We start from the raw sequence: 25,362 nt of genomic DNA, 5'->3' as shown, positions 1-25,362 counted from the left end.
ATTGTGTTTGCGCGGTCTTTCTCAGTTGCTCGGCGCGAGCACCGTAAAACCCTGCTCCTTGAAGAGGGCGGCGGCTTTGGCCGACTCGACGCATTTCAGGAAGGCAGTCGTATCCTTGTCCTTCGAATCCGCGGTCTGGGCAATCGGGTAGATGATCGGCGGGTGCGAATCTTCCGGGAAGGTGCCGACGACCTTGACGCCCTTCTCGGCATGCGCGTCGGTGGCGTAAACAATGCCAAGCGGGGCTTCGCCCGTCGACACCAGCTTAAGTGCCGCACGCACGTTCTCGGCCTGCGCGACCTTGCCCTCGACCGACGACCAGACACCCAGCGATTCCAGCGCCGCCTTGCCGTATTTGCCGGCCGGCACGGCCTTGAAGTCACCCATGGCAAGCTTGCCGTCGCCGATGAGCTTGGCGAGGTCGAAGCCTTTCTCGATCTTGGCCTCGACCGTGGAATCCCTCGGCGCCACCAGCACGATCTGGTTGCCGAGCAGCTTCACCTCGGTATCCGGCTTGGTCAGCTTCTTGTCGGAGAGATACTTCATCCAGTCGAGATCGGCCGAGACGAAAATATCGGCCGGCGCGCCGCCTTCGATCTGCTTGGCCAGCGCCGAACTCGCAGCGTAGGAAATGGTCGCGGCCTCGCCGATTTCCGGCTCGCATGCCTTGTTGACCGCGTCGAGCGCGTCCTTGAGGCTGGCCGCGGCAAATACGGTCACCTTGCCGTCGGCATGGGCCGCCGGCACCGCGGCCATCAGCATTGCCGTCAGACCGCCAACGGCGACCGCCTTCAATCCAAAACCCTTGCCCATCACGAAGGTCTCTCCCTGGTTTCAAATCCGTACGGCCAAAAGCCTTGGATCGATATATCCGGATGAACATAACAAGGGAAGGCTTTTCGCCCGTCATGGCATTGTGCGCCGGTAGGGTCTCAGCCTGCGATGAATGCGAAACGGCACGGCGAAGCTCAAGGAGAGACGCATGAAGATCAGCGCCCGCAACATCCTCAAGGGCAAGGTCACCGAGATCGTCAAGGGAGCCACCACCTCGCATGTCAGGATCGACATCGGCGGCGGTGTCATCGTCACCGCGTCTATCACCAACGAGGCGGTCGCCGACCTCGCGCTCGAAAAAGGCAAGCAGGCCTATGCGGTTATCAAGGCCTCGGACGTCATGGTCGGCATCGACTGACAGAACGGCGTTTGACCGTGCAAGCGCCGCCGGAAGCACCTTGGCATCAAACGGCGATGGGCGCCTTGATGCTGGCATCGGCGAAATAGTTTTCGAGGCGGAAATCCTCGAAGCGGAAGGCGAAAAGATCCTTCACCTCGGGATTGATCCACATCGTCGGTAAGGCCTTGGGCGTGCGCCGCATCTGCTCGCGCGCCTGCTCGAAATGGTTCGAATAGAGATGCGCGTCGCCGAGCGTGTGGACGAAGTCGCCGGGCTTCAACCCGGTGACCTGCGCCACCATTAACGTCAGCAAGGCATAGGAAGCGATGTTGAACGGCACGCCGAGGAAGATGTCGGCCGAGCGCTGGTAGAGCTGGCACGAGAGCCGGCCTTCCGAGACATAGAACTGGAACAGGCAGTGGCAGGGCGGCAAGGCCATTGCTTCGACTTCGGCCGGATTCCAGGCGGAGACGATCAGCCGGCGCGAGTTAGGATTCTTGCGTATCTCCTTCAAAAGATTCGCAATCTGATCGATCCCACCGCCATGCCCGTCCGGCCATGAGCGCCATTGCTTGCCATAGACCGGCCCGAGATCGCCGTTCTCGTCGGCCCATTCGTCCCAGATGGTGACGCCGTGGTCGTTGAGATATTTGATGTTGGTGTCGCCGGCCAGGAACCACAGAAGCTCGTGGATGATCGACTTCAGGTGGAGCTTCTTGGTGGTAGTGACCGGAAAGCCGCGCGAAAGGTCGAAGCGCATCTGGTAGCCGAACACCGAACGCGTGCCGGTCCCGGTACGGTCGCCGCGGTCGGCGCCGTTCTCCAGCACATGGTTCAGGAGGTCGAGATATTGGCGCATCGGCTTTGCCTCGATTCGGCTAAAGCACAATCATACCCGACTGACGACCGGTCGAACACCGCAAAGGATGTGGATCGCACCAAAGGCCCGCGGTGCCGGCACGGTCTCGTGCCGGCCGCGGGGTGGCTGTGCCTCAGAGTGAGCCGAGTTTGCCGAGGTCCTTGGCAACCAGATAGTAGAAGGTCACGCGGCTCTTGGTGTTGTCCGCCTGCATAGCCTTGCAGGTCTTCTCGATCGAGGCGTTGGCCTTTGCGGCATCGGCGACGCCGAGCTTCTTGCCGATCCAGTTCTCCCGCACGCGATCGAGTTCCTTCGGGTCGGTGCAGGACACCAGCGAGGAATCGCGGTTCCTGAGCGCAATGCCCAGATGCTTGACGATCTTATCGACCACGTCGGCGCTGGCGCCGGCATCGTATTTCTTCACATCCGCAAGATAGTCGGCCATCAAACTTCCCCTCGTCGGCGCCACGGATCCTGTCGATGAGGGTTGTGGCGCGCTGCGCAACTTATGCGCTAGGTCAGAGACTCCTCATCGCAGGCGCGAGCTTTGATTGAGTAAGAGCGCAAGTCAACCCTTGGCTGCACAGTTTGGCATAACCGGATAAGCACCGGTTTGGCCTTTCTTTTTCCGTTGTCGCTCCCTATATTCGCTTCGTCGGCTTGACCGACTATGGTGATAAACAGGCGATGAAATAAGCCGTTCGGACCCGGGGGCGGTACCCGGCGCCTCCACCAAAAACCGCTCTGGCTGACGGAGCGGCTTTTGCTGGGGGCGAAATAGGATCGACGAAGGTGTAAAGATCGTACTTTTGCCCGGCATTGTACCACCGTTATCGGGCTAAACTTATAGTTGCCAACGACAACTATGCGGAAGCACGTCTCGCTGCTTAATGCGGCGCGAACGCTTCAAATCAAGCCCTAGGGGTTCGCACTTCTAGGCGGGGTTCGGAGGTACCTGGCAACAGAAACCTCCACTTCTCCCCCTCCTTTGCTTCTTCCCAGACCAACCGAACAACCAAGGCTTGTCCGCGCTCGAGGCGCGGGGACAGCCTTGCCGTTCATCACCTATGGACAGGCGATGCAAAACGATTCCGACCGATTCTTCGTGCTGACCGGCGGCCCCGGCTCAGGCAAGACCACCTTGATCGAGGCGCTGCGGGCCGAAGGCTGCGCGACCGCGCCCGAAGCCGGACGCGGTATCATCCGCGACCAGGTGGCGATCGGCGGCGCTGCCCTTCCCTGGCAGGATCGCGCGCTCTTTGCCGAGCTGATGTTGTCGTGGGAGCTTCGCTCCTGGCACGCCGCGCGTGCCGAACCGCCCGGCCCGATCTTCTTCGACCGCGGCGCTCCCGACACGATCGGCTATCTCAGGCTCTGCGGCTTGTTGGTGCCGGATCACGTCACAAGCGCGGCGCGGAAGTTTCGCTACGCGCGCCGCGTCTTCGTCGCGCCGCCATGGCCGGAGATTTTCACCCAGGACGAAGAGCGCAAGCAGACGCTCGACGAAGTCGAGCGCACGTTTCGTTCGGTGACCGGAGTCTATGCGGAGCTCGATTACGAATTGGTGCCCTTGCCTCTGGCTTCGGTCGAGGAGCGGGTGCGCTTCGTCATCGATCAGGCAGGCTTGCGACGGACATGAAAAAGGCCGGGCAAGCCCGGCCTTTTCGCTTCTTGAGAGCGGTCCTATTCCGCCGGCGCTTCCACCGCTTCGCGCGAACGGCCGAGCGTGAGCTTGGCCAGCGTGAACGAGATCACCGCGCAGAGCGTGATGCCGGCCACCATCGGCAGCGGCGTGCCGTCGAAGAAGATGCCGGCGACGCCCATGGCCAGCGCGCCGATGGCGAAGTGCAGCGTGCCCATCAGCGCCGAGGCCGTGCCGGCGATCTCGCCATGCTCTTCCATCGCCAGCACCGAGGTGGTGGGGATGACCAGGCCAAGGAAGCCGTAGCCGACGAAGAGCAGCGCCGCCATCACGTCGAGCCGGTCGACGCCGGACGCCATGATCGCGAATAGCGCCACCATCACCGTGGCATAGCCGGTGACCGCCACCCAGACGACGCGCTTCAACCCGAAACGATCGGCCAGCAGCCCGGTCAGCTGCGACATGCCGATGAAGGCGACCGCGTTGATCGAGAAGAACACGCTGTAGACCGACGGCGACAGGCCGTAATGGTCAATCAGGATGAAGGACGAGCTCGACAGATAGACGAAGAAGCTGGCAATGCCGAAGCCCGCGATCGCCACCAACCCAAGGAAGTTGCGGTCGCCCATCAGGAAGCGGTAACCAGCAAGCGCCGTGCCGAAGGAGGAGCCGGCGCGCTCTTCAACCGGCCGCGTTTCCTTAAGCGAAGTCGCCAACAGGATGGTGGCTAAAGCCGCAGCACCCGTCACCGTCCAGAACACGGCGCGCCAGCCAAAGCTCTCGATGATCTGGCTGCCGGTCAGCGGCGCCAGGATAGGCGACACCGAGAATACCAGCATCAGCAGCGACATCAGCTTGGCGGCCTCGTTGCCGGTGTGCAGGTCGCGCACGATGGCGCGCGGCACCGCCATGCCGGCGCTGGCGCCAAGACCCTGCAGGAAGCGGAAAGCGATCAGCCACTCGATGGTCGGCGCCATGGCCGAGCCGACACCACCGACCATGAACAGCGCCAGGCCTGCGTAAAGCGGCACCTTGCGCCCGACCATATCGGAGATCGGACCAACGACGATCTGGCCAAAGCCCATCGACAGGAAGAAGATCAAAAGGCTCATCTGCACGGCGGCGGTGCCGGCATGCAGGTCCTGGCCGATCGAAGGCAGCGCGGGGAGATACATATCGATCGCAAACGGGCCGATTGCGGACAACAAGCCGAGCACGACCGCGATGCGGAGGAATTTGGGACTCATGATAAGGCTCTTTTCGGATCTGGTTGCCGCCGCGAAATACCGGCGTCTGAACCCAGGACGTTCCATTCCGCGGAAATCCTACATTCAGAGTGAATTCATTCGGCTTCTCAGACCGAACTTTTTCGACTCTCTAGCGCGGACTTCCCTTTGTTGTGTCCACAAATTTAGACAGGCTTGTCCAATTCGTCAATCACCGCTATATAGATTTTTATGAAGCTCGGCGTTTCTCCTGACATTTTCCCGCCACGCAGCCATGAGGCCAAGCGCGTGTCGGTGGTCGATGCCGCTGCTTCGGTCTTCTGCCGGGAGGGCTACGCCGGCGCCAATATCGACCTGATCGCGGCCGAGGCCGGCGTATCACGGCAAACCGTCTACAACCATCACGGCGATAAGGAAAAGCTCTTCGTCGCCGTCGTGCGCGACCTGACGGAGCGCTGCAACGCCGGCATCTTCGCCACCATCGCAACCTTCCCTGACCAGCCCGCCAATCTCGAGGCCGATCTGATCGCCTTTGCGGTGCGCATGAACCGCAACTGCATCTGCAACCGCGACGGGCGCTTCCTGCGCAAGCTGATCCAGGCCGAAGGCGGGCGTTATCCGGAACTGTTTGCCGAATGGCGCGAACAAGGCCCGGGCCGCACCTGGTCGGCGCTTGCCGCGCGCTTTGCCCGGCTTGCCTTTGCCGGTCACCTGTCGATCGGCGACCCCGACGTCGCGGCGCGTCAATTCCTTGCCCTCGTCAATGCCGAGCTTCAGATAACTTTCATGCTCGGCGGCGCGCCGACCGAGGAAGAGGTTCTGCGCTCCGCCACCGACGGCGTGCACACCTTTCTCAGCGCCTTCGCCAAAAAGAAATTGCCAGCCGGCAAACAGGCGATGCTCGTCCACGCCTGAGCGATCAAATCGCCGGTACCCCTCTTGGCCTGGGCGCTTTGCGCCTATATGCGGTTTACGCCGCGCCCAAGCTTGATTACAGCTATGCGGACGATTCAACGGAACCCGACCATCACATGGCCGACGACCACATCCGCTACGACATTCTGGCCCAGGAGGCCCTGCGCGGCGTCATGCGCAAGGTCCTGGCCGAAGTCGCGCGTACCGGCCTCCCGGGCAACCACCATTTCTTCATCACCTTCCTGACCGGCGCGCCGGGCGTGCGCATCTCGTCCAGGCTGCGCGAGCGCTATCCGGAGCAGATGACCATCGTCATCCAGTTCCAGTACTGGGACCTCAAGGTGACGGATGCCGGCTTCGAAGTCGGCCTTTCCTTCTCCGACGTTCCCGAAAAGCTCGAAATCCCCTTCTCCGCCGTGCGCGGCTTCTACGATCCGTCGGTCAATTTCGAACTCGAATTCGACGTCAAGACGGAGGGTGTCGAAGAAGAAGAGGCCGTCGTTCCGGCGCCCGAACCGGTCGCCGTCGTGCCGGAAAAGAAGTCGGAAACGAAGAAGAAGGCTGCCGAGGCCGAAAAAAAGCCGGCCGTCGCCGAGACCGGCGGCAAGGGCGCCGACGTCGTTTCGCTCGACGCCTTCCGCAAGAAATAGTTCAGCGCCATGGGCGAGGTCATCAGTCTCCGCCAGGCCCGCAAGCACAAAGCGCGCACCGAGAAGGAACGCCAGGCCGGCGAGAACCGGGCGCTGCATGGCCGGACCAAAGCCGAGCGCGAGCGTGACCGGCTGACATCCGAAAAGGCGAAACAATTCGTGGCGGGCCATCGCCGTGAAAAGCCCGACGACCCCGACAAGCGCTGAGCACCTGCAAATGGCCGCGGTCGAAAAACGTTCGGTAACGATCCGCGGTCACCGCACCAGCTTTTCGCTGGAACAACCCTTCTATGACGATCTCATCGCCATCGCCGCGGAGCGCTCGCTGTCGCTCGCGGCCCTGGTCGCCGAGATCGACGAGACGCGCACCCGCGACGCGAACCTGTCGTCCGCGCTCAGGCTCTACGTGCTCGCCTGGGCCAAGCGTGGCGGCAACGCGGCGTAGAGCGGTTCACCGTTTCACGGAATCGGCGAGCCGCTCTATCCCTTTGTTTTTACACAATTCCGGACGGAAAGCCGTTTCACACCTTTCCTGGATTGCTCTAGACCACGCTATCGCTGGCGCTTTGTTGCGCCTTGCGCTTCGCGCCGAAGCTGAGCAAGGCAGTGCGGTCGCGCTCCTCCGCCTGCTTTTTCGACCTTACCCGCATCATGTCTTTCCAGCCGATATAACCGATGAGCCGTTCATCCTCGCGGGAGACCACAGGCAGATGCGAGACATTGGCAAGCAGCAGCTTGTCGGAAAGCGCCTCCAGATATTCATCCGGATAAGCGAGCGTGATCTTGCTGCCGGCGAGCAATTCGCCGAGCGTGGCCTTGCGGTGCATGCCGGCGCGCCGCCAGCGCAGGATCGCCGGCGGATCGATCACGCCGAGCACAAGTCCCGCTTCGTTGATCACCGGGAAGCTCGGATGCCGCGTGTCCGGGGCGGTCAGGAACGTTGCCGCGCCGTGCAGCGTCATCGTCGCCGGCACGCTCTCGACCTTGGTCGTCATCACTTCCTTGACCCTGGTCAAGGCGAAAGGATCGACGCGATATTCGCGAACGAGGTGATGCCCGCGCCGCGCCACCTTCTCGGTCAGGATCGAGCGCTTCATCAACAGCACGGTAACGGCATGGGCGGTGGCGCAGGCGGCGATCAGCGGCACAAGGACATGCGTGTTGCCGGTGAGCTCGGCGGCGAAGAAGGTCGCGGTCAGCGGCGCGCGCATGGTGCCGCCCATGGTAGCGGCCATCGCCAGCAGTGGCCAGAAGCCGGGGCTCGCTTCGGGCAGGATGCCTGAGAGGACCGCTCCCATCGCACCGCCCATGATGAGCAGCGGCGCCAGCACGCCTCCCGAGGTCCCGGACCCCAGCGCAACCGACCAGATGATGGCCTTCACCACCAGAAGCAGCAGCGCGGCGGTCGCGACCGTGCGGCCGTCGAGCATGTTGGCGATGTTGTCGTAGCCGACGCCGAGCGCGTGCGGCTCGATCAGTCCGCCGATGCCGACCACAAGGCCGCCGATCATCGGCCACCACATCCAGTGTATCGGCAGCTTCAAGAAGGCGTCCTCGCAGGCATAGACCAATTGCGTCAGCAGGCCAGAAAGAAGCCCCGAGGCAATGCCGATCAGCACCCAGCCCCCCAACCCGGCGATCGATGCCTCCATGGTCCCGGAGAACGGAAAGATCGGACCCGGCAGATGCAGCAGGGTGCGTTCGACCTCCGCGACGATCGCCGCGACGGCGACCGGAATGAAGCTGCGCGGCGTCCATTCGAACAGGAGCAGCTCGACGGCAAGCATGATGGCGGCGATCGGCGTTCCGAACACGGTCGTCATGCCGGCCGCCGCACCCGCCACCAGCAGCGTCTTGCGCTCATTGTCGCTGACCGGCAGCATCTGCGCGATCAGCGAGCCGATGGCGCCGCCGGTCATGATGATCGGGCCTTCGGCGCCGAACGGCCCGCCCGAGCCGATCGAGATCGCCGACGACAGCGGCTTCAGCACGGCGACCTTGGCGTCGAGCCGCGAGCGTCCCAACAGGATCGCCTCGATGGCTTCGGGAATGCCGTGGCCGCGGATCTTCTCGCTGCCGAAACGCGCCATCAATCCGATGATCAACGCGCCGATCACCGGCACGATGACCGCGGCAAGCCCAAGCGGCGTGTCCTCGAGCCTCAGTTCGGCCAGCGTGAACTGGCCGAAATAGGCTATGTTGGTGGCAAGCCTGATGAGCTTCAAGAGCACTATGCCGGCGAAGAGCCCGGCTGTCGCCACCACCACGGCGATGGCCGCGATCAGCAGCACGCGCGGATCGGTCGTGAAGTCGCGAAGATGGCCGTTGCCGGCGCGAGCGGATTTCATATCGGAGCCTGAACTTTCTGGCGGCGTAAAGGCCGGCCGGTTTCAGGTGGCCTAATATCGTAATACGATATAAATGTTCAAGACGGTTTTCTCCGCCGCTCCGCGTCATTTTGGACAGGGACCGCGACAGCCGGTTGAGCTTTTGCAGGAAAGGACCATAAGTCGGGAAATGACGCCGCCGAAACCACGCCCCGCCATCAGTCAGGCTGACTACCAGCGGCTATCCCAGTTCCGTTATCTGATCCGCCGCTTTCTCGAATTCAGCCAGGTCCAGGCGAACGACGCCGGCCTCACACCGCGCCAGCACCAGGCGCTGCTGGCGATCAAGGGATTTCCCGGTGGCGGGCCGGTGGCGGTGGGCGATCTTGCCGAGCGCCTGCGCATCCGCCACCACAGCGCGGTGGAACTGGTGAACCGCCTTGCCGAGGCGGGCCTGGTTATACGCGATCAGGATAAGGGCGATCATCGACGCGTGCTGCTGCACCTCACCCCGCTTGCCGACGAGCGCCTGGCCGAATTGTCAGCCGCGCATCTCGACGAGCTTTCGCGCATCGAGCCGATGCTGCAGCGCCTGCTCTCGCGCCGGGGAGAATCCTGAGCGCCGAGACGCGCCGGCGTCTTTCAGCGGACGAACCTCAACCACCGTCGAGCGATTTCAAAAGATTGTCGATCGTGAACGGATTGGCCTTGGGCTTCGCCGGCGCTGAGGCCGAACCATCATTGACGCCGGGCAGCGACCGGTCGACCTTCCGTGTTTGCGCGGCCGCCTTGCGCGCTGCCTCCAGCCTTGCCTGCTCGGCCTTCTTGCGATTGGCCTCGGCCTGCGCCTTGGCCGCCTCGTCCGCGGCTCGCTGCTCAGCCTCGGCCTGAGCCCTGGCATCGGCTTCCGCCTTGGCCCTCGCCTCTTCGTCCGCCTTGGCTTTGGCGTCGGCTTCAGCCTGTGCCTGCGCTTCCGCCTCGGCCTGAGCCCTGGCATCGGCTTCCGCCTTGGCCCTCGCCTCTTCGTCTGCCTTGGCTTTGGCGTCGGCTTCAGCCTGTGCCTGCGCTTCCGCCTCGGCTTTGGCCTTGGCTTCGGCCTCGGCCTTCTGGCGCGCCTCTTCCTCTTGCCGGCGCAATGCCTCGGCCGCCTTGTCGCGCTCCGTCTGCAGCGACGCATAGTAGTGCACTTCGCGCCGCAGCCGCTGCTTCTCCAGGAGGGCCGCCTGCATCGCCTCGACCCGCTGCTGTTCCTTCTCCAGCGCACGCTGCGTAAGGAACTGCGCCAGCGGACCGCTGTCGAACTGGGGCGCGGCCGCCCCAAGCGGACCGTCCAGGCTGAAATTGACGGCCGGCTCTGAGCCGACCAGCGCCTCGTCGCCGGGACGATAGGTCAGCGCGCCCTTTGCCTGGACGGTGCTTGTGTTGAGATCGGCGCTCACGTCGGCGGACAAAGTCGCCCCGGGATTGTCGAGGCTGATCGGCGGCGCCCGCAGCGTGCCGTTGGCGACGGTGAAGGCAACATCCGTGTCGCTGTCGCCGGCGGCAAAGCTGCCCTCCCCGGCGATCTGCGGCGCGAAGTCCGCTGTCTTGGCCGTGTCGATATCGCGTCCGATCGCATCGGCCTTGGCTATGATGGCGGCAAAGCCGTCCGGATTGATGCCGTCCACTTTCAAGCCCTTCAGTGCTGCGGTGCCGGATCCGGACAGGGCGGCAATCATGGCATCGACGGATTTGCCGCTGGTCGACAGCGCAGCCGAAAGATCGCCGCCGCCGCCGATTCCGGCACCGGGCAGGACCGCGGAAAGGTCGCTGCCGGCGAGCCTCATCTGGCCGGAGAACAGGCCGGTGCCCTCCGTGTTCTTCAGGTCGAACAGGCCGGTCAAATCGCCGCCGTAAAGCTTGGCCTTGAGATCGGAGACGTGGATGCCTTCGCGATCGAGCTTCAGCGAGAAGGCCGCGTCATGCGCGGTGGCGAACGACCCGACGGCGAGCGCCGAGGTGTTGAGATCGAGGTCTGCGTTGAACGGCAGGGTCGACTTCTGGCTGAACGGCGTCGTCGGCCATCCGCCCTTGGCGGAAGCGAAGGACTGGTCGCCGAACAGCGAGACCGCCAGCGGATCGAGGTCGAGTTCATCGAGCGCCAGCGCCCCGGCGAGATGCGGCAGCCCGTCCTTGGCGTCGATATTGACGTCGCCGGACACCGCCGCCTTGTTGATCGAACCGGTGAGACCGCTCAGCACCAGAAGCCCGTTGCCGAAATCGGCGTCGGCCGCCAGCGACGTCGAAGTCCCGGTTCCCATGCCGGGCAGGCCTACACCCGTCGTCATCAGCCACGGCTCGATGTCGGCGGCGTCGAGATTGATCTTGCCTTTGGCGGTTGGGCCTTGTGCCGTCCCGGCGACGGTTCCGGCGAAACTGGCCCTGAAATCATCGGCCGTCAGGTTGAAGCTGGTCGCGAGGCCGCCGGCAACCGAGCCTTTCGCCGAGATGTCGGTGTTGGCGTTGCCGAGCATGCCGAGCGGCAGCGCCGGCAGGCCGTAAAGCGCAAGCAGCGTCGTGGCATTGTCGTTGCGGGCATTGAAAGTGATCGATACCGGCGCCTCGGAGAGCTTGTCCACGGCTCCTTTGCCGGAAAGCGAAGCCGAAAAGGCCGAACCTCCGGCTTTGCCCTGGGCGGAGAGCGCGAGGCCGGTGCTGCCGTCGCCATTGTCGGCGGCGCTGGTCAGCAGATCGATGCGCGCATCCTGGAACAGTTCGGGATAGGCCGCCGCGCGGCTGGCCAGGCCTTTGAGCACGGCATTGTCCGGATAATGCTGGGCCGCGACATCGATCAGCGGCTTGAGGTCGACGGCCACCACGGAAGCGTTGAGCTTGCCGGTCGGGCTGTCCGGAAAATCCTTGATCCGGCCGGTAGCGCTGATCGACGCGCCGGCGAGGCCGCCGACCGAAAGCCGGTCGATCTCGAGCAGACCCTCGCGCAGCCGTAGCGCCGTGTCGACGTTGTCGGCGCTGAACCCGGCCGCGCTGACCGGACCTGCCTTGATCTGGAAATCGAGATCACGATCCGAAAAACGGTTGGCGCCCTTGTCGCTGATGAAGATCGACGCGAAGGCCGCGAGCCCGTCCAGGTCCATTTCGCCGCCCGTCAGCCGCATCAGCACCGATGGCCTGGCACCGTCCGGCTGGCTGGAATCGATGCCGCCCGAGAATTTCGCCTTGCCGAGGATGAGTTCGAGGTCGCTGAAGGATTGCCGGTTCTCGCTGAGATCGACCTTGGCCTTGAAACCTGCCGCGGGCAGCCGGCGGATGGCTTCGTCGACATCCTTCGACAGCCAGGCGGCAAAACCGGAAGGCTGTCCGACGGCCAACAGCAACGAACCGTCGAAGCCGAAATGGCCCTCGACGCTCAGCATGCCGTTGGCTTCGAGCGTCGTGCGGCCGGGCAGCGTCGCGGCGAGCGACTTGACGGACCAGCCGCCCTCGGCCGGCTCGGCCGACAGCCGTACGTCACGCACCGTCGTGTCGCCCGCCACCACTGCCGGCAGCCGGACCTCGATCGTGCCTGGTATGGTCGGCTTCGGCACGTGCTGCAGCGTCTGCTCCAAAGCCGCGATGCGCTGGTCGAGCGTAAAGCCGGCTCCGGCGGCCCCGCCGACAGCCTCGTCGAACTGGACCTGCGCGCCGCTGGCCTCGACCGCGAAATGCGGCTTCAGGCCGAGATCGACCGATGCCTTGCCGTCGGCGGTGTAGGGATTGTCGAGTGGCCCGGTCTCGAAGCGGAACTCGTCGACATTGAGCTTCTGGTGATCGAGCGCGAACTTGCCGTTGAGCCGGAAGCCGGGGTCGGGCTTGCCGGTCTTGATCTTGACCGGCTGGGCGTCGTTGCCGCGCAGCTCGGCTGAATTCCTGTCGTCACCGGAGATCTTGAACTGGCCGGAATAGACCGCGGCGCCCTTGACGATGCCGGCATTGCCGTCGGCTTCGACGATCAGCGGATAGGCATCGGGATCGGCTTTCAGCCTGAGCCGCATCCGGCCGTCCGGTTCCACCTTGCCGGTCGAGGCCGAGACGTTCGTGCGCAAACCGTCGAAGCGCAGCGTGCCGTCCATGCGCCAGGGGCCGGCGAGCGATTTGGCGGAAATCGTCGAGTTGATCTCGGAGATCACATGGCTGCGCCCGCCGGCTTCGTGGCGCAGTTCGACCTGCCCCTCGGTCACCGTCAGCTGCTCGATCGAGATCTGGCCGGGATCGAAGGGCGATGATGGCCGGATCGCCCAGTCAACCGTCCCGTCGCCGGCAACGTCTATGGTCGCCTTGGGGTGCACCAGCCGCATGTCGAAGATCAGCACCTCGCCGCGCAGGAACGGCGCAAGCTCCGCATCCATGGAGAAGGTCTCCACCGTCATCGCCGGCTGGCCTTCCGGCCCACCCGCGACCTCGACATTCGAGAAGGTCACCGACGGAAACGGCAAAAGCCGCGCCGTCGCATCGCCCTTCACCGTCACCTTGCGGCCGAGGACAGTGCTTGCCTCGCGCTCGAAATCGCCCCGGTAACCCGTCCAGTCGATGAAATACGGCACCACCAGCGCCGCGCACAGCACCAGCACGAACAGGCCACCGAAGATCACGAACAGGCGGGCGAGCATCTGTTTCCCGGGTTGAAAGTCAGCCGCACTCTACCCGCATCCGCGTGTCGATAAAGAGGCAATTCCATTCGCGGCGGGCGCAGTCCCGGGCAATGTCGGCTGTTGCGCGACCGCTCGCGGTCGCGATATCTTTTTCGACCACCTCCGCCCCAGCGGTCATGTCCTTGGCCGCCCGTCTCAACCCAGCCCGGAGCATTCCCGATGTCAGGCAAGAACTGGGACAGAGTGCCCATCGACGCGCAGAGTGTCGACGCCCCGCTGTCGATGGCCGCGATCTTCCTTGTCGTGACGGTCGGCGGCGACAAGGCCGCGCTTTCGAAGGTCGCTTCGGCGCTCGGCGAACTTGACGACCTCGTCAAGAATGTCGGCTTCCGCGACCTGTCGGGCCGGCTGTCCTGCATCGCCGGCATCGGCGCCGAGCTCTGGAACCGCCTATCGCCAAGCCGGCGGCCGCGCGAGATGAAACCCTTCGCGCCGATCAAGGGCCCGGCGCATTCGGCGCCCTCGACGCCGGGCGATCTGCTCTTCCACATCCGCGCCGAACGGCCCGACATGTGTTTCGAGTTCGAGCGCATCCTGCTGGACAGCCTGGGCGGCGGCGTGACCGTCGTCGACGAGGTATCCGGCTTCCGCTATTTCGACGCCCGCGATCTGCTGGGCTTTGTCGACGGCACCGCCAATCCGACCGGCCTCGACCTGCCTGCCTCCGCCCTGATCGGCGACGAGGACGCCGACTTTGCCGGCGGCAGCTACGTCGTGGTGCAGAAATACCTGCACGATATGGCGGCCTGGGGCAAAACGCCGACCCATGTCCAGGAAGAAATCATCGGCCGCACCAAGATCGACAACATCGAGATCGATGACGACGACAAGCCGCGCAAATCGCACAAGTCGCTGGCCACGATCGAGGACGACGCCGGCAACGAATACGACATCCTGCGCGACAACATGCCGTTCGGCCGTCCGGGCCAGAACGAGTTCGGAACCTATTTCATCGGCTACACGCGCTATCTGTGGGTGATCGAGAAAATGCTGCAGCGCATGTATGTTGGCGAGCCGCACGGCGCGTATGACCGGTTGCTCGACTTCTCGACGCCGCATACCGGCACGACTTTCTTCGCGCCGACGCGGCCCATACTGCAAACACTAGCTAAGGGCGGCCAAGAGAAGTCTGCGGCCGCACGCTAACGCTGAAGATCTACTTCCGCTTTTGGTGCCTGCAGACACAGTCGACATCTGCTGCTGGTCCGAGCACGAATGATGGGAGCGGCGTCCGGCAGGCCAGGGACTAGCTTCTTTGGAACGTGTCTGCGCTGGTCGACATCGAGCGCCACCAATTCAGTTTTTCGATTTTCGCAGGTTGGCCTTCGCCGCTGGCCTTTATCGCCGCATCCGAGACCACAAACCACAACGTCTCCAATTTTCCCTCCCGAAGGAGGCCGGTGTAAGAAACGACCGCATCTCCAACCGCCGTTTTCCCGCCGCCGGCAAAACTGATGCAGTCGCCGCGATGGACGCCCAAAATCGGAATTTCCTGGCGATGGAAGCCGCTATCCGGCAGCGCGGTTCGAAACGATCCCGATATACGATTGTCCGCATCATCAGTGATTTTGACAATGGACCCGTATTGATTCTTCCACACGCCTTTCCAGTTCATGGGCGGCCGCTCCGCTTTGACGATATCCGTTGGTTCCCGCAACGTGAAAGCCGAGAATCGGTTCCGAAGGTGCGGGCAGTTTCAGGCCTCACAGTGCGGCCGATTTCGGCTCGAATGGTGGCTAGATCCAAGACGAGCCGCAGGCGAACCTCGCGTCGAAGGACTGGCTAGTCTCGCGGCAGAATCTTGCCCGGATTCATGATATTCATCGGATCGAGCGCCTGCTTGATCGTGCGCATGACATCGACGCCATGGCCGAGCTCGTGGCGCAGGAAGCCGACCTTGCCCTGGCCGATGCCGTGCTCGCCTGTGCAGGTGCCTTCCATGGCGATGGCGCGCATGTTGAGGCGGGAGACGAATTTCTCGGCAAGCGCGATCTCATCCGGGTTGTCGACATCCATCAGCACAAGCACGTGGAAATTGCCGTCGCCGGCGTGGCCGACGATGGGTGCCACCAGCCCCATCTCGGCGATGTCGGCTTCGGTCTCGGTGACGCATTCCGCAAGCCGCGAGATCGGCACGCAGACATCTGTCGAAAGCCCTTTGGCGCCTGGACGCAGCGTCAGCGACGACCAGTAGGCATCGTGCCGCGCCTTCCAGAGCTTCGTCCGCTCTTCCGCGACGCTGGTCCACAGGAACGGCCCGCCGCCTTGCTCCTCGGCGATCATGCCGAAAGTCTCGGCCTGTTCGGCCACACCCGCGTCGCTGCCGTGGAACTCTACGAACAGGCACGGGCTTTCCGGGTAGTCGAGCTTGGAATAATTCTTCATGGCCCGCATCTGCAGCGCGTTGACCAGCTCGATGCGCGCGACCGGGATGCCCATCTGGATGGTCGCGATCACCGCGTCGCAGGCCGCCTCCAGGCTCGGAAACGGGCAGACGCCGCCTGAAATCGCCTGCGGAATGCCTTGTAGCCTGAGCGTCAGCGAAGTGATGATGCCGAGCGTGCCTTCGGAGCCGACGAGAAGCCGCGTCAGGTCATAGCCGGCCGAGCTTTTCTTCGCCCGCTTGCCCGTTGTCACCGTTTCGCCGTCGGCCATGACGGCGGTCAGCGACAGCACGTTTTCGCGCATCGTGCCATAGCGAACGGCGTTGGTGCCCGAAGCCCTGGTTGCAGCCATGCCGCCGAGCGAGGCATTGGCGCCGGGATCGATCGGGAAGAACAGGCCGGTGTCGCGCAGGTGCCGGTTGAGGTCCTCGCGCGTCACCCCGGGCTCGACCGTGCAATCGAGGTCCTGCGGATTGACGGACAGGATGCGGTTCATGCGCGAGGTGTCTATGGAGATGCCGCCGCCCGGCGCGTTGGTGTGGCCCTCGAGCGAGGAACCGACGCCGAAGGCGATGACCGGCACGCGGTGGTCGGCGCAGGCGCGCACGATCTCCTGCACTTCCGCCGTCGTCTCGACGAACGCTACGCCGTCCGGCGCCTGGGTCGGAATATAGGTGGTGGTGTGCGCATGCTGGCCGCGGATCGCCTCGCCGGTCTGAAAACGTTCGCCGAATTGCTGCTTGAGGATGCCGAGCACCGTGGCGATGCCTTCCTCGTTGCGTTCGACGGGATTGAGGTCGCTCAAAGCCATGAATTCCTCCGCGAATGGACCAGTGGCCACCCTTGTTATGCCGCTATGGATGATGCCTAAAGCAATTCCAAGAAAAGTGTGAAGCTGTTTTCCGTCCGCAATTGCGCCAGAACAACGAGAACCTCACAGCCACGCCCTGACCAGCGACGATCAAGGAAACCGACATGACGATCCCCGCACCCATCATTTCCGCCCCATTGGCGATCGAGAAGGACTGGATCGACTACAACGGCCACCTCAACATGGCCTATTACAACGTGCTGTTCGACCGCGGCACCGACGAAGCATTCGCAATGATGGGAGTGGACGCAAACTATACGAAGGAGCGCCGCCTCAGCGTCTACACCGCGGAAGTCCATGTCTGCTACGTGCGTGAGCTGCATCTCCACGACACGGTCAAGGTGTCATTCCAGCTCATCGATCATGACGACAAGCGGTTGAGGACCTATCAGGAAATCCGCCATGTCGACGGCTGGCTCGCCGCCACGTCCGAAACGCTGTCCCTGCATGTCGACATGGACGGACCCAAGGTTGCCCCCTTCCCTGCCGATGTGCTTGCCAAGATTGAAGCCGTGCGCGCCGCTCATGCGGCGCTGCCGATGCCGGAACGCGCCGGCCGCTCGATCGGCATCAAGCGCAAGAGCGCTTGAAAACCCGCGCGGCCGCATTAACCTTACCAAGGTTTTAACGTGAACAAGTCACTTGAGTCCGTTGAACGACTCAGTGGCGCGTTCGAAAACCGCCGTACCGGGTTTGCGAGCGGGCGGCTGGCGGAATGCGGTGCGAGGACAGTGCATGAAAACCGACATCAAGGTCGAAGTGGAGCGGTTGGCGGCCGATCCGCGCATCACCGACTATGATTTCTGGCGATCGCTGAAGAACGTCAACAACGAGATCTTCCACATCGCCAACAACAACGAACCTATCCCCTTCGACATGATCCGCTGGCGCGCGATTCTGAAGCAGGCGCGCATGAAGCGCGGCCACGCTTGATTCGTCGTCGCTGCCTTATCGCTTCTGCCCCGTCATCCCTGCCTGAACCCGCCGAGCGGCGAGCGCGGCTCGATCGGCGATGACTGGATGATTGCCGTGTTGGTCATCGCATAGGGAATGATCCGGTCGATCACGCGCTCGAGCTCGGTCACCGAGCCGACATGGGCGAGCGCGATGAAACAGTCCTCGCCGGTCACCCGGTCGCATTGCGCTATTTCCGGCAGGTCGCGGATGATGTCCGCCACCACCGAAAGCTGACCAGGCACCGGCCTGATTCTGAGCCATGCCGACAGTTTCAGCCCGAGCGCCGCCGGGTTGATCCTGACCGTATAGGCCTCGATCACGCCGTTCTCCTGCAGCTTGCGGATGCGCTCCGCCACGCTCGGCGCCGACAGCCCGACCGCGCGCGCCAATTCCGCCGTGCTGATGCGCGCGTCCTTCTCCAGCAGCCGCAGGATCTTCAGGTCCACGGCGTCTAGATCAGCATTTTCATTTCGAAGGTTTTTCAAGCTGAATCCCTTCCATTGGAAAGCGAAAAGACCATCAAGCCGCTCATCAAACATATAGTTCACGAGTTTCACCTGCGATAATGCTCGCATGAAAACTCAAACGCAAATTCCAACCGCAAGCCAGGCCAGTGATGCCCATGCGCGCCCTGCCGTCGCCGAGTTGGCCAACGCGTTGCCGCCGCATGTCTGGTTCTGCGTCAGCGCCGTGTTCCACTACCTCGGGCCGGCTTTCGCGGTGCTGCTTTTCGACCAGGTCGGCGTGCTCGGCATGGCTTGGCTGCGCATCGCCACAGCCGCTCTCGTCTTCGCCCCCTTGACCAGGCCCTGGCGCGTTTTCGCCGGCCCCGATCGCGCTCGGCGACTGCTGCTGCTGGCCTTCGGCGCCTGCCTGGCGGTGATGAACTGCTCGTTCTATCTCGCGCTCGACCGCTTGCCGATCTCGCTGGTGGCGGCGATCGAATTCGTCGGCACGATCGCGGTCGCGCTGGTTGGCCTGCGCAGCCGGCGCAACGTCGCGGCGCTGGCTGTTGCCGTTATCGGCACCTTGCTGCTCATCGACGTGAAATGGTCGAGCGATCCCGTCGGCCTGTTCTGGGCCTTTTTGAATGGCGCCCTGTTCGTCGGCTACATCGTCATCGGCCACCGCGTCGCCCAGGCCGGCATCGGCATTGCCGGCCTAGGCACCGCCATGGTGATCGCGTTCCTGATCGTGTTGCCCATCGGCTTCCGCGAGGCATTGCCGGCCTTCTCGTCGCCGCAACTGCTCATCGCCGCGATCGGCGTCGGCGTCTGCTCCTCGGTCATCCCTTATATCTGCGACCAGCTCGCCATGGCGCGGCTGCCGCGCGCGAGCTTCGCGCTGATGCTGTCGCTCCTGCCGCTCACGGCAACGCTCATCGGCGTCATCGTGCTGCGCCAGGTGCCGGGCGTCAGCGGCTGCCTGGGCATCGCGCTGGTGATCGCCGGCGTCGCCTTCCACAAGCCCGCGGCAAATGCCTGAACTGCTCGATTATGCGAGCTTCGCTTTCAAGAAAGCGATCGTCCGGGCCCAGGCAAGATCGGCGGCTTTCTTGTCGTAGCGCGCGGCCGAGGTGTCGTTGTTGAAGGCGTGGTTGACGCCCTCATAGACGTAGACCGTGTATTCGACATGCGCGGCGTCGAGCGCCTTCTTGTAGGCATCGATGCCGGCGTCGATGCGCTCGTCCAGCCCGGCATAGTGCAGAAGCAGCGCCGCCTTGATCTTGGGAACGTCCTCGGCCTTGGGCTGCATGCCGTAATAGGCGACGCCGGCGGCGAGATCGGGCGCATGGACGGCAAGTTGGTTCACCGCACCGCCGCCCCAGCAGAAGCCGACCGCGCCGACCTTGCCGTTGCCGTCCTTGAGGCTCTTGAGGTACGCGACGGTCGCCACGCCGTCGGCCGCGACCTGGGCAGCATCGAGCTTGGTGAACATGTCGCGCGCCTTGTCCTCGTCGGACGGCGTGCCGCCAAGCGGCGACAGGAAGTCCGGCGCCAACGCGGCGAAGCCTTCCAGCGCCACGCGCCGGGCAACATCGCGGATATGCGGGTTGAGGCCCCTGTTCTCGTGGATGACGATGACGGCGCCGAGCTTGCCTGACCGATCGGCCGGCTTCACCAGATAGCCCTTCATCGCGCCGCTTGAGCCGGGATAGGTGATGTCCTCGCCCTTCACCCGGCTGTCGTCCTCGGCGACGATCGCTGCCTGGGCGGAATTGGCCGCCAGCATCGGCACGATCGCGGCCGCCGCGGCGCCCGAGCCCGCCAGCTTCGTCAGTTGCTCCATGAAGCGGCGCCGGTCGAGCGTCAGATGCGTATATTCGTCATAGGCATCGATCATCGCCTGAGTAATGACAGGCCGAGTGATGACGAGCCGAGTGATGACGGGCTTGGCAACGGGTTCGGTCATGGCTTCTCCTCGACGATCGGCACGGTGATCCGCAAGATAGGGTCGGGATCTGCACGGTCCAGTCACGCCCGGATGACGATCCGGGGAGCTGCGGCTCGCCCATCCCGGCTGGTGGTTGCGCTGGGCTAGGCAGGCCGAAGCCATTCTTCGACCAGCACATGCTTGCTCCGCTATCGGCCCCGCGCCGGTTACGCCGGACGAGCGCGCTGCCCTGACTGAGGACCACATGCCGGGGCCTTCCGAGCGGCGATCTTCGTACGTGAACGAAGGGACCCCTCGATCCCCATCCCGGCGGCAAAACAGACAAGAATATCGATATTATGCGCCCCAGGGAGCTGTCATACATATTCCGGAAACCATTCCCCAGAACTTCGTGGCGTCCATTAATTGCGATTAACCACCCATTATAGGTTGCATCAGATTGTGCTGATGGAACTATCGGTATCCGCATTTTGGGGGCGGCTGCCTTTTATCGCCTGCGTCAAAACCCCTCGCCCGACAGGCAAATCGGTCGTTCGCACTGACGGACGCCTGGGCGGAGGGATATGACGAGGGAAGAAGGCCGGCGCCCTCCCAGAACTAAGAGGCTACCCGGCCATGATGCGCGTCATCTCCTGCGTGACAGTCGATCACAATCTATGGCTCGTGCTGGTCGCCGCGCTGGTCTGCAGCGCCGGCTCCTGGGCGACCATCAGGCTTTTCCTGCGTGCGCATGAAGCCAAGGGCCTGCAGCAGGTCGGCTGGCATTTCCTGACTTCGGTCTGCGCGGGATCATCCATCTGGTGCACGCATTTCATCGCCATGCTGGCCTATGATCCTGGCGCCCCGATTGCCTTCGATCCGGTGCTGACGATCGCCTCGCTGTTCATCGCCATCACCGGCACCGCCGCCGGCTTCATCACGGCGACGACCCACGCCCCGCGCATTGCCCCGATCGTCGGAGGCGTCATCGTCGGCCTCGCGATCTCCGGTATGCACTACACGGGCATGGCGGCCTATCATGTAGATGGCATCGTCGAATGGAACGCTGCCTATATCGTTGCCTCTGTCCTGCTTTCCGTGGTGTTTGCCTGCCTCGCCGTCAGCGTCGCCTTGAACGAGAAGATATCCGGCCGCAACTATTGGGGCGCGGTCATTCTGGTGCTTGCCATCGTCAGCCTGCATTTCACCGCCATGGCGGCGGTGCAGGTGACGCCGCTGGCAACGCACGGCACCGACACCGATACCCTGGCGTTGCACGCCATGGCGCTCGGCGTCGCCGTTGCCGGCCTGATCATCATCGGCACCGGCCTTGCCAGCTATCTGATCGACGACCGGACGCGCTCCGAAGCCTTTCAACGCCTGCATCACCTGGCCATGAACGACACGCTGACCGGCCTGCCCAACCGGGCGAACTTCAACGACCATCTCGACCGCGAGATCGACCGCGCCCGCGAGCTCGGCGGCAAGGTGGCGATCGTCGGCATCGATCTCGACCGGTTCAAGGAGATCAACGATATCTGGGGGCACGGCGCCGGCGACCAGACCCTGAAGATCCTGGCCGATCGCATGAGCGCTCTGCTGCAGGAAGGCGAGTTCGTCGCGCGCCTCGGCGGCGACGAGTTCGCCGGCGTCAAGCGCGTCAAGAGCCAGTCGGACCTTGTCGATTTCATTTCGCGCCTTGAAGCGGCGCTGTTCGCGCCGGTCAGGTTCGCCGACGTCGAAACCGCCACCGGCGCCAGCCTTGGCGTCGCCCTTTATCCCAACGACGCGCACAACCGCGAAACGCTGGTCAACAATGCCGACCTGGCGATGTATCGCGCCAAGGCGAACATAACCCAGAACGTCTGCTTCTATGAGCAGGCCATGGACGAGGCCGTACGCGCCAACCGGACACTGGCCAACGATCTGCGCGATGCCGTCGAGAATGGACAGCTCGACCTGCACTACCAGGTTCAGACCTCGATCTCGACCGGCGACATACGCGGCTATGAGGCGCTGTTGCGCTGGAAGCATCCGACCAGGGGCAATATTTCTCCGGTCGAGTTCATTCCGCTGGCCGAGGAAAGCGGCCTCATCCTGCCGCTCGGCGAGTGGGTGCTGCGCACCGCCTGCGCCAAGGCCGCTTCATGGGATCAGCCGTACAAGGTCGCGGTCAATCTCTCCCCGGTCCAGTTCGCCCATAGCGACCTGCCGAAGCTCGTCCACGAGATCCTGCTCGAGACCGGGCTGCGGCCGAACCGGCTGGAGCTCGAGATCACCGAAACCACCATCATCGCCGACAAGATCCGCACCTTGAACATCCTGCGGCGGATCAAGGCGCTGGGCGTCACCATCGCCATCGACGATTTCGGCACCGGCTATTCCTCGCTGGAGACGCTGCGGTCCTTCCCGTTCGACAAGATCAAGCTCGACCGCTCGTTCATGTCCGAGGTTGAAACCAGCCCGCAAGCCAAGGCCATCATCCGCGCCGTGCTGGCGCTCGGCCAGAGCCTCCACATCCCGGTGCTGGCCGAGGGCGTCGAGACGCACAGCCAATTGTCGATCCTGCGCGCCGAAGGCTGCAACGAGGCGCAAGGCTTCCTGCTCGGCCGCCCGGCGCCCTTCGGCGAGATCCTCGCGCTGGCGGCTCGCGGCGAAGTCGCCAGCGCCGAAATGCCAGTCCGCCAGGCCGTGGCCTAGACGATAGGTGTGTTGAGTTTCAGGTCAGGCCGAGCCGAGAATGGTGAGGTCCGAGAACCGAAGCGGAGCGTACCAAAAGTACGTGAGCACCGGCCTACGCCGGCCGTAGCCTTAATTTAACCACCACGCCACTCATGAGGGCTTCGGCCGGCAAAGGCCGGAAGCGCAGGAACTGGCCGTTCGCAGGCCGGCCTCACCTGAAATATCAGCACACCTATTTCGGCAGCGTGTAGGCCATCACATAGTCGCCCGGCTTGGTGCCGACCGAGCCGTGGCCGCCGGCGACGATGACGACGAATTGGCGGCCGTCGGCGACCGTGTAGGTCATCGGCGTCGACTGTCCGCCCGCCGGCAGCCTCGCCTGCCAGAGCTGCCTGCCGGTGGTGAGATCATAGGCGCGCAGATAATCGTCAACCGCGGCGCCAAGGAAAGCGACACCGCCCCCCGTGATCATCGGCCCGCCTATGCCCGGCACGCCGACCTTGAGCGGCAAGGGCAGCGGCGTCATGTCGTAGACGGTGCCGTTGCGGTGCTTGTAGGCGATGTTTCCGGTCTTGAGGTCGACGCCGGCGACATAGCCCCAGGGCGGCGCCTGGCAGGGAATGCTGAGCGGCGACAGGAACGGCCCCATCATCACCGCGTAAGGCGCGCCGTCGTTGCGGTTCAGCCCCTGCTCGCTGCCCTTGGTGTTGTCGCCCGGCGCCGGCACGTCCGCGCGCGGGATGAGCTTGGACGTGAAGGCGAGGTAGGTCGGCATGCCGAACATCACCTGCCGCACCGGATCGACCGCGACGCCGCCCCAGTTGAAGACGCCGAAATTGCCGGGATAGATCAGCGAGCCCTGCAGCGACGGCGGCGTGTAGCGTCCCTCATAGCGCAGCTTTTTCAGCTCGATCCGGCACGCCAGCTGGTCGAACATGGTGATGCCCCACATGTCGGCGCCGGTCAGCGGCTTCGGATTGAACGAAAGATCGGAGCTCGGCTGCGTCGGTGAGGCATGATCGCCTTCGATCGCGCCGCCCGGCGCCGGCACTTCCTTGACCGGGATGATCGGCTCGCCTGTGCGTCGGTCGAGCACGTAGAGATCACCCTGCTTGGTCGGCCCGACCAGCGCCTGCACGACGCCGCTCGCCGTGGTGATGTCGACCAGCGTCGGCTGCGCCGGCACGTCCATGTCCCACAAATCGTGATGCACGGTCTGCCGCACCCAGCGCAATTGCCCGGTGTTGAGGTCGAGCGCGGTGATCGAGGATGAGAATTTCTCGACATTGGCGCTGCGGCCCGTGCCGAGCTGGTCCGGCGTCTGGTTGCCCAATGGCAGATAGAGCAGCCCGAGCTTCTCGTCGGCGCTCGCCGTTGACCACATGTTGGGTGAGTTGTGGGTGTAGTTCTGCCCGGCGGGCAGCGGCGTCGTCACATCCGGATTGCCGGAATCCCAGTTCCACAACAGCGCGCCGGTCCCAGCGTCATAGGTGCGGATGACGCCCGACGGTTCCTCGGTCGAATAATTGTCGTTGACCGCGCCGCCGACGATGATCTTGCCGCCAATAATCAGCGGCGCCGACGTCGAATAGTAATAGCCGGACTTCGGATAGGGCATGTTGGCCATCAAGTTCAGCGTGCCGCCTTCGGCAAAGGACGGACACACCTGCCCGTTCGCGGCGTCGAGCGCGATCAGCCTGGCGTCGGAGGTCGGCAAGTAGACGCGCCCGGCGCAAGGCTGGCCGGCGGCGATCTTGGCGTCGGCATAGTAGGACACGCCGCGGCAGGTCTGGTGCTGGCGGTCGGGGTCGAGCTTGATCTTCGGGTCGTATCGCCATTTCTCCTTGCCGGTCGCCGCATCTATGGCGATGGCGAAATTATGCGGCGTGCAGATGAACAGCGCATCGCCGATCTTCAGCGGCGTCACCTGATAGGTCGTCTCGCCGATATCGTCGGGGCCTTTGATATCGCCGGTGCGGTAGGTCCAGGCCGGTTGCAATTTGGCGACATTGTCGGGCGTGATCTGGTCGAGCGGCGAATAGCGCTGGCCGAAAGGCGTGCGGCCGTAGAAGTGCCATTCGCCGGCGGGCATGTCGCCGCCGAGATTTGCCGCCGTCGTCACCTTTTCCGTGCCCAGCGTGCCGCTGATATCCTTGGGATCGGCCGTCATCGAATAGAAGGCGACCGCAAGCGAGGCGAGTACGGCCAGGATCAGCGGCGCGCGCCCATCTGGCCCTCTCAGACCTCGCCTTGCCCATGGCGTCAGCAGCCACAAAGCGATGAGCACGATGACGCCGCCGCGCGGGCCGAGCTGCCACCAGTCGAAGCCGATTTCCCAGACCGCCCAGCACAAAGTGGCGAGCACGAACAAGGCATAGAGCCACAGCGATGTCGACCTGCGCCTGAAAAGCAGCCAGGCCGTGACCAGGAAGACCAGGCCGGCGATCAGGTAGTACCAGCTGCCGCCCAGCACGGCGAGCCAGATGCCGCCGCCGCCGAGAACCAGGCCGATGAGGAAGAGGACGAGGGAGGTGATGGTGACAGCCAAGACGGTGCTCCTTCGACTGTTGCGCGCTTCCAGAGCATGATCCCGAAAAGTGGGAATCGGTTTTCG

General features: G+C 63.8%; 23 protein-coding genes and 1 other RNA gene. 13 read left to right on the top strand and 11 right to left on the bottom strand.

The genetic code is table 11. The features are described 5' to 3' along the window. Nucleotides 1–21: 21 nt before the first annotated feature. Complete coding sequence (modA, locus tag YU3_RS0124880; RefSeq protein ID WP_156913591.1) at nt 22–816, bottom strand: molybdate ABC transporter substrate-binding protein; 795 nt, start codon at nt 814–816, stop codon at nt 22–24. A 166-nt stretch (nt 817–982) separates the two neighbouring features. On the opposite strand from modA, the gene YU3_RS0124875 reads away from it, so the two are divergent. Next, the gene (locus tag YU3_RS0124875; protein ID WP_027168771.1) at nt 983–1,192 is read left to right on the top strand and encodes a molybdopterin-binding protein; all 210 of its coding nucleotides are present in this window, start codon (nt 983–985) and stop codon (nt 1,190–1,192) included. Between the two features lie 46 nt (nt 1,193–1,238). Here the strand turns inward: YU3_RS0124875 and YU3_RS0124870 are convergent, their stop codons facing one another. Together YU3_RS0124870 and YU3_RS0124865 are read right to left on the bottom strand one after the other, a co-directional pair. After that, nucleotides 1,239–2,033: a thymidylate synthase gene (locus YU3_RS0124870; protein ID WP_027168770.1), complete on the bottom strand. Its 795-nt coding sequence runs from the start codon at nt 2,031–2,033 to the stop codon at nt 1,239–1,241. A gap of 133 nt (nt 2,034–2,166) precedes the next feature. Then, nucleotides 2,167–2,478, bottom strand: a complete 312-nt coding sequence (locus YU3_RS0124865; protein WP_027168769.1) for a DUF2853 family protein — start codon at nt 2,476–2,478, stop codon at nt 2,167–2,169. Nucleotides 2,479–2,648: 170 nt separating this feature from the next. On the opposite strand from YU3_RS0124865, the gene ssrA reads away from it, so the two are divergent. Together ssrA and YU3_RS0124860 are read left to right on the top strand one after the other, a co-directional pair. Then, nucleotides 2,649–3,009: a transfer-messenger RNA gene (gene ssrA, locus YU3_RS39680) on the top strand. A gap of 102 nt (nt 3,010–3,111) precedes the next feature. After that, complete coding sequence (locus YU3_RS0124860) at nt 3,112–3,672, top strand: AAA family ATPase (RefSeq protein ID WP_027168768.1); 561 nt, start codon at nt 3,112–3,114, stop codon at nt 3,670–3,672. A 44-nt stretch (nt 3,673–3,716) separates the two neighbouring features. Here YU3_RS0124860 and YU3_RS0124855 read toward each other — a convergent pair whose 3' ends face one another. Then, a complete protein-coding gene (locus tag YU3_RS0124855) occupies nt 3,717–4,922 on the bottom strand; it encodes a multidrug effflux MFS transporter (protein ID WP_027168767.1) in 1,206 nt (401 codons plus the stop codon). A gap of 210 nt (nt 4,923–5,132) precedes the next feature. Between YU3_RS0124855 and YU3_RS0124850 the strand changes: the two genes are divergently transcribed. The 4 genes from YU3_RS0124850 (at nt 5,133) to YU3_RS0124835 (ending at nt 6,911) form a co-directional block, all read left to right on the top strand. Continuing rightward, nucleotides 5,133–5,816, top strand: coding sequence for a TetR/AcrR family transcriptional regulator (locus YU3_RS0124850; protein WP_027168766.1), 684 nt, complete (start codon nt 5,133–5,135; stop codon nt 5,814–5,816). Between the two features lie 116 nt (nt 5,817–5,932). Further along, entirely contained in the window at nt 5,933–6,466 is a 534-nt protein-coding gene (locus tag YU3_RS0124845) for an SspB family protein (protein WP_027168765.1), read from the top strand. A 9-nt stretch (nt 6,467–6,475) separates the two neighbouring features. Continuing rightward, entirely contained in the window at nt 6,476–6,673 is a 198-nt protein-coding gene (locus tag YU3_RS0124840) for a DUF4169 family protein (protein ID WP_027168764.1), read from the top strand. 10 nt (nt 6,674–6,683) lie between these two features. Next, nucleotides 6,684–6,911 (top strand): ribbon-helix-helix domain-containing protein, encoded by a 228-nt coding sequence (locus YU3_RS0124835; RefSeq protein WP_027168763.1) that lies wholly within the window; start codon nt 6,684–6,686, stop codon nt 6,909–6,911. A 97-nt stretch (nt 6,912–7,008) separates the two neighbouring features. On the opposite strand, the gene YU3_RS0124830 is transcribed toward YU3_RS0124835, so the two are convergent. Then, complete coding sequence (locus tag YU3_RS0124830) at nt 7,009–8,814, bottom strand: chloride channel protein (RefSeq protein WP_027168762.1); 1,806 nt, start codon at nt 8,812–8,814, stop codon at nt 7,009–7,011. Nucleotides 8,815–8,983: 169 nt separating this feature from the next. Here YU3_RS0124830 and YU3_RS0124825 point away from each other — a divergent pair, with 169 nt between their 5' ends. After that, complete coding sequence (locus YU3_RS0124825; protein ID WP_027168761.1) at nt 8,984–9,412, top strand: helix-turn-helix domain-containing protein; 429 nt, start codon at nt 8,984–8,986, stop codon at nt 9,410–9,412. A 37-nt stretch (nt 9,413–9,449) separates the two neighbouring features. Here YU3_RS0124825 and YU3_RS0124820 read toward each other — a convergent pair whose 3' ends face one another. Next, nucleotides 9,450–13,439, bottom strand: a complete 3,990-nt coding sequence (locus YU3_RS0124820) for an AsmA family protein (RefSeq protein WP_027168760.1) — start codon at nt 13,437–13,439, stop codon at nt 9,450–9,452. Nucleotides 13,440–13,640: 201 nt separating this feature from the next. Between YU3_RS0124820 and YU3_RS0124810 the strand changes: the two genes are divergently transcribed. After that, nucleotides 13,641–14,627, top strand: a complete 987-nt coding sequence (locus YU3_RS0124810; protein ID WP_027168759.1) for a Dyp-type peroxidase — start codon at nt 13,641–13,643, stop codon at nt 14,625–14,627. A gap of 100 nt (nt 14,628–14,727) precedes the next feature. On the opposite strand, the gene YU3_RS0124805 is transcribed toward YU3_RS0124810, so the two are convergent. Together YU3_RS0124805 and YU3_RS0124800 are read right to left on the bottom strand one after the other, a co-directional pair. Then, nucleotides 14,728–15,096, bottom strand: coding sequence for an avidin/streptavidin family protein (locus YU3_RS0124805; RefSeq protein WP_027168758.1), 369 nt, complete (start codon nt 15,094–15,096; stop codon nt 14,728–14,730). A gap of 167 nt (nt 15,097–15,263) precedes the next feature. Then, on the bottom strand, nt 15,264–16,676 hold the full coding sequence (locus YU3_RS0124800) for an FAD-linked oxidase C-terminal domain-containing protein (RefSeq protein WP_027168757.1): 1,413 nt from the start codon (nt 16,674–16,676) through the stop codon (nt 15,264–15,266). 164 nt (nt 16,677–16,840) lie between these two features. Between YU3_RS0124800 and YU3_RS0124795 the strand changes: the two genes are divergently transcribed. Together YU3_RS0124795 and YU3_RS0124790 are read left to right on the top strand one after the other, a co-directional pair. Further along, nucleotides 16,841–17,326 (top strand): thioesterase family protein, encoded by a 486-nt coding sequence (locus tag YU3_RS0124795; protein WP_027168756.1) that lies wholly within the window; start codon nt 16,841–16,843, stop codon nt 17,324–17,326. 145 nt (nt 17,327–17,471) lie between these two features. Then, the gene (locus YU3_RS0124790; protein WP_027168755.1) at nt 17,472–17,669 is read left to right on the top strand and encodes a hypothetical protein; all 198 of its coding nucleotides are present in this window, start codon (nt 17,472–17,474) and stop codon (nt 17,667–17,669) included. Between the two features lie 32 nt (nt 17,670–17,701). Here the strand turns inward: YU3_RS0124790 and YU3_RS0124785 are convergent, their stop codons facing one another. Further along, on the bottom strand, nt 17,702–18,178 hold the full coding sequence (locus tag YU3_RS0124785; protein WP_027168754.1) for an Lrp/AsnC family transcriptional regulator: 477 nt from the start codon (nt 18,176–18,178) through the stop codon (nt 17,702–17,704). An 88-nt stretch (nt 18,179–18,266) separates the two neighbouring features. Here YU3_RS0124785 and YU3_RS0124780 point away from each other — a divergent pair, with 88 nt between their 5' ends. Beyond that, nucleotides 18,267–19,178, top strand: a complete 912-nt coding sequence (locus tag YU3_RS0124780; RefSeq protein WP_027168753.1) for a DMT family transporter — start codon at nt 18,267–18,269, stop codon at nt 19,176–19,178. Nucleotides 19,179–19,187: 9 nt separating this feature from the next. Here YU3_RS0124780 and YU3_RS0124775 read toward each other — a convergent pair whose 3' ends face one another. After that, nucleotides 19,188–20,105 (bottom strand): dienelactone hydrolase family protein, encoded by a 918-nt coding sequence (locus YU3_RS0124775; RefSeq protein ID WP_084508287.1) that lies wholly within the window; start codon nt 20,103–20,105, stop codon nt 19,188–19,190. 597 nt (nt 20,106–20,702) lie between these two features. Between YU3_RS0124775 and YU3_RS37430 the strand changes: the two genes are divergently transcribed. Beyond that, nucleotides 20,703–22,766, top strand: a complete 2,064-nt coding sequence (locus YU3_RS37430; RefSeq protein WP_036259459.1) for a bifunctional diguanylate cyclase/phosphodiesterase — start codon at nt 20,703–20,705, stop codon at nt 22,764–22,766. A gap of 214 nt (nt 22,767–22,980) precedes the next feature. Here YU3_RS37430 and YU3_RS0124765 read toward each other — a convergent pair whose 3' ends face one another. Further along, nucleotides 22,981–25,296 carry a glucose/quinate/shikimate family membrane-bound PQQ-dependent dehydrogenase gene (locus YU3_RS0124765; RefSeq protein ID WP_027168751.1) on the bottom strand — a complete coding sequence of 772 codons (2,316 nt, stop codon included), beginning with the start codon at nt 25,294–25,296 and terminating at the stop codon, nt 22,981–22,983. Between the last annotated feature and the right edge of the window lie 66 nt (nt 25,297–25,362).

It is taken from the genome of Mesorhizobium sp. WSM3224 (genome assembly GCF_000427725.1).
Taxonomy (GTDB): domain Bacteria; phylum Pseudomonadota; class Alphaproteobacteria; order Rhizobiales; family Rhizobiaceae; genus Mesorhizobium.
Note: the sequence above shows the minus strand (reverse complement) of the source record. Positions and strands in the feature narration are given on the sequence as shown.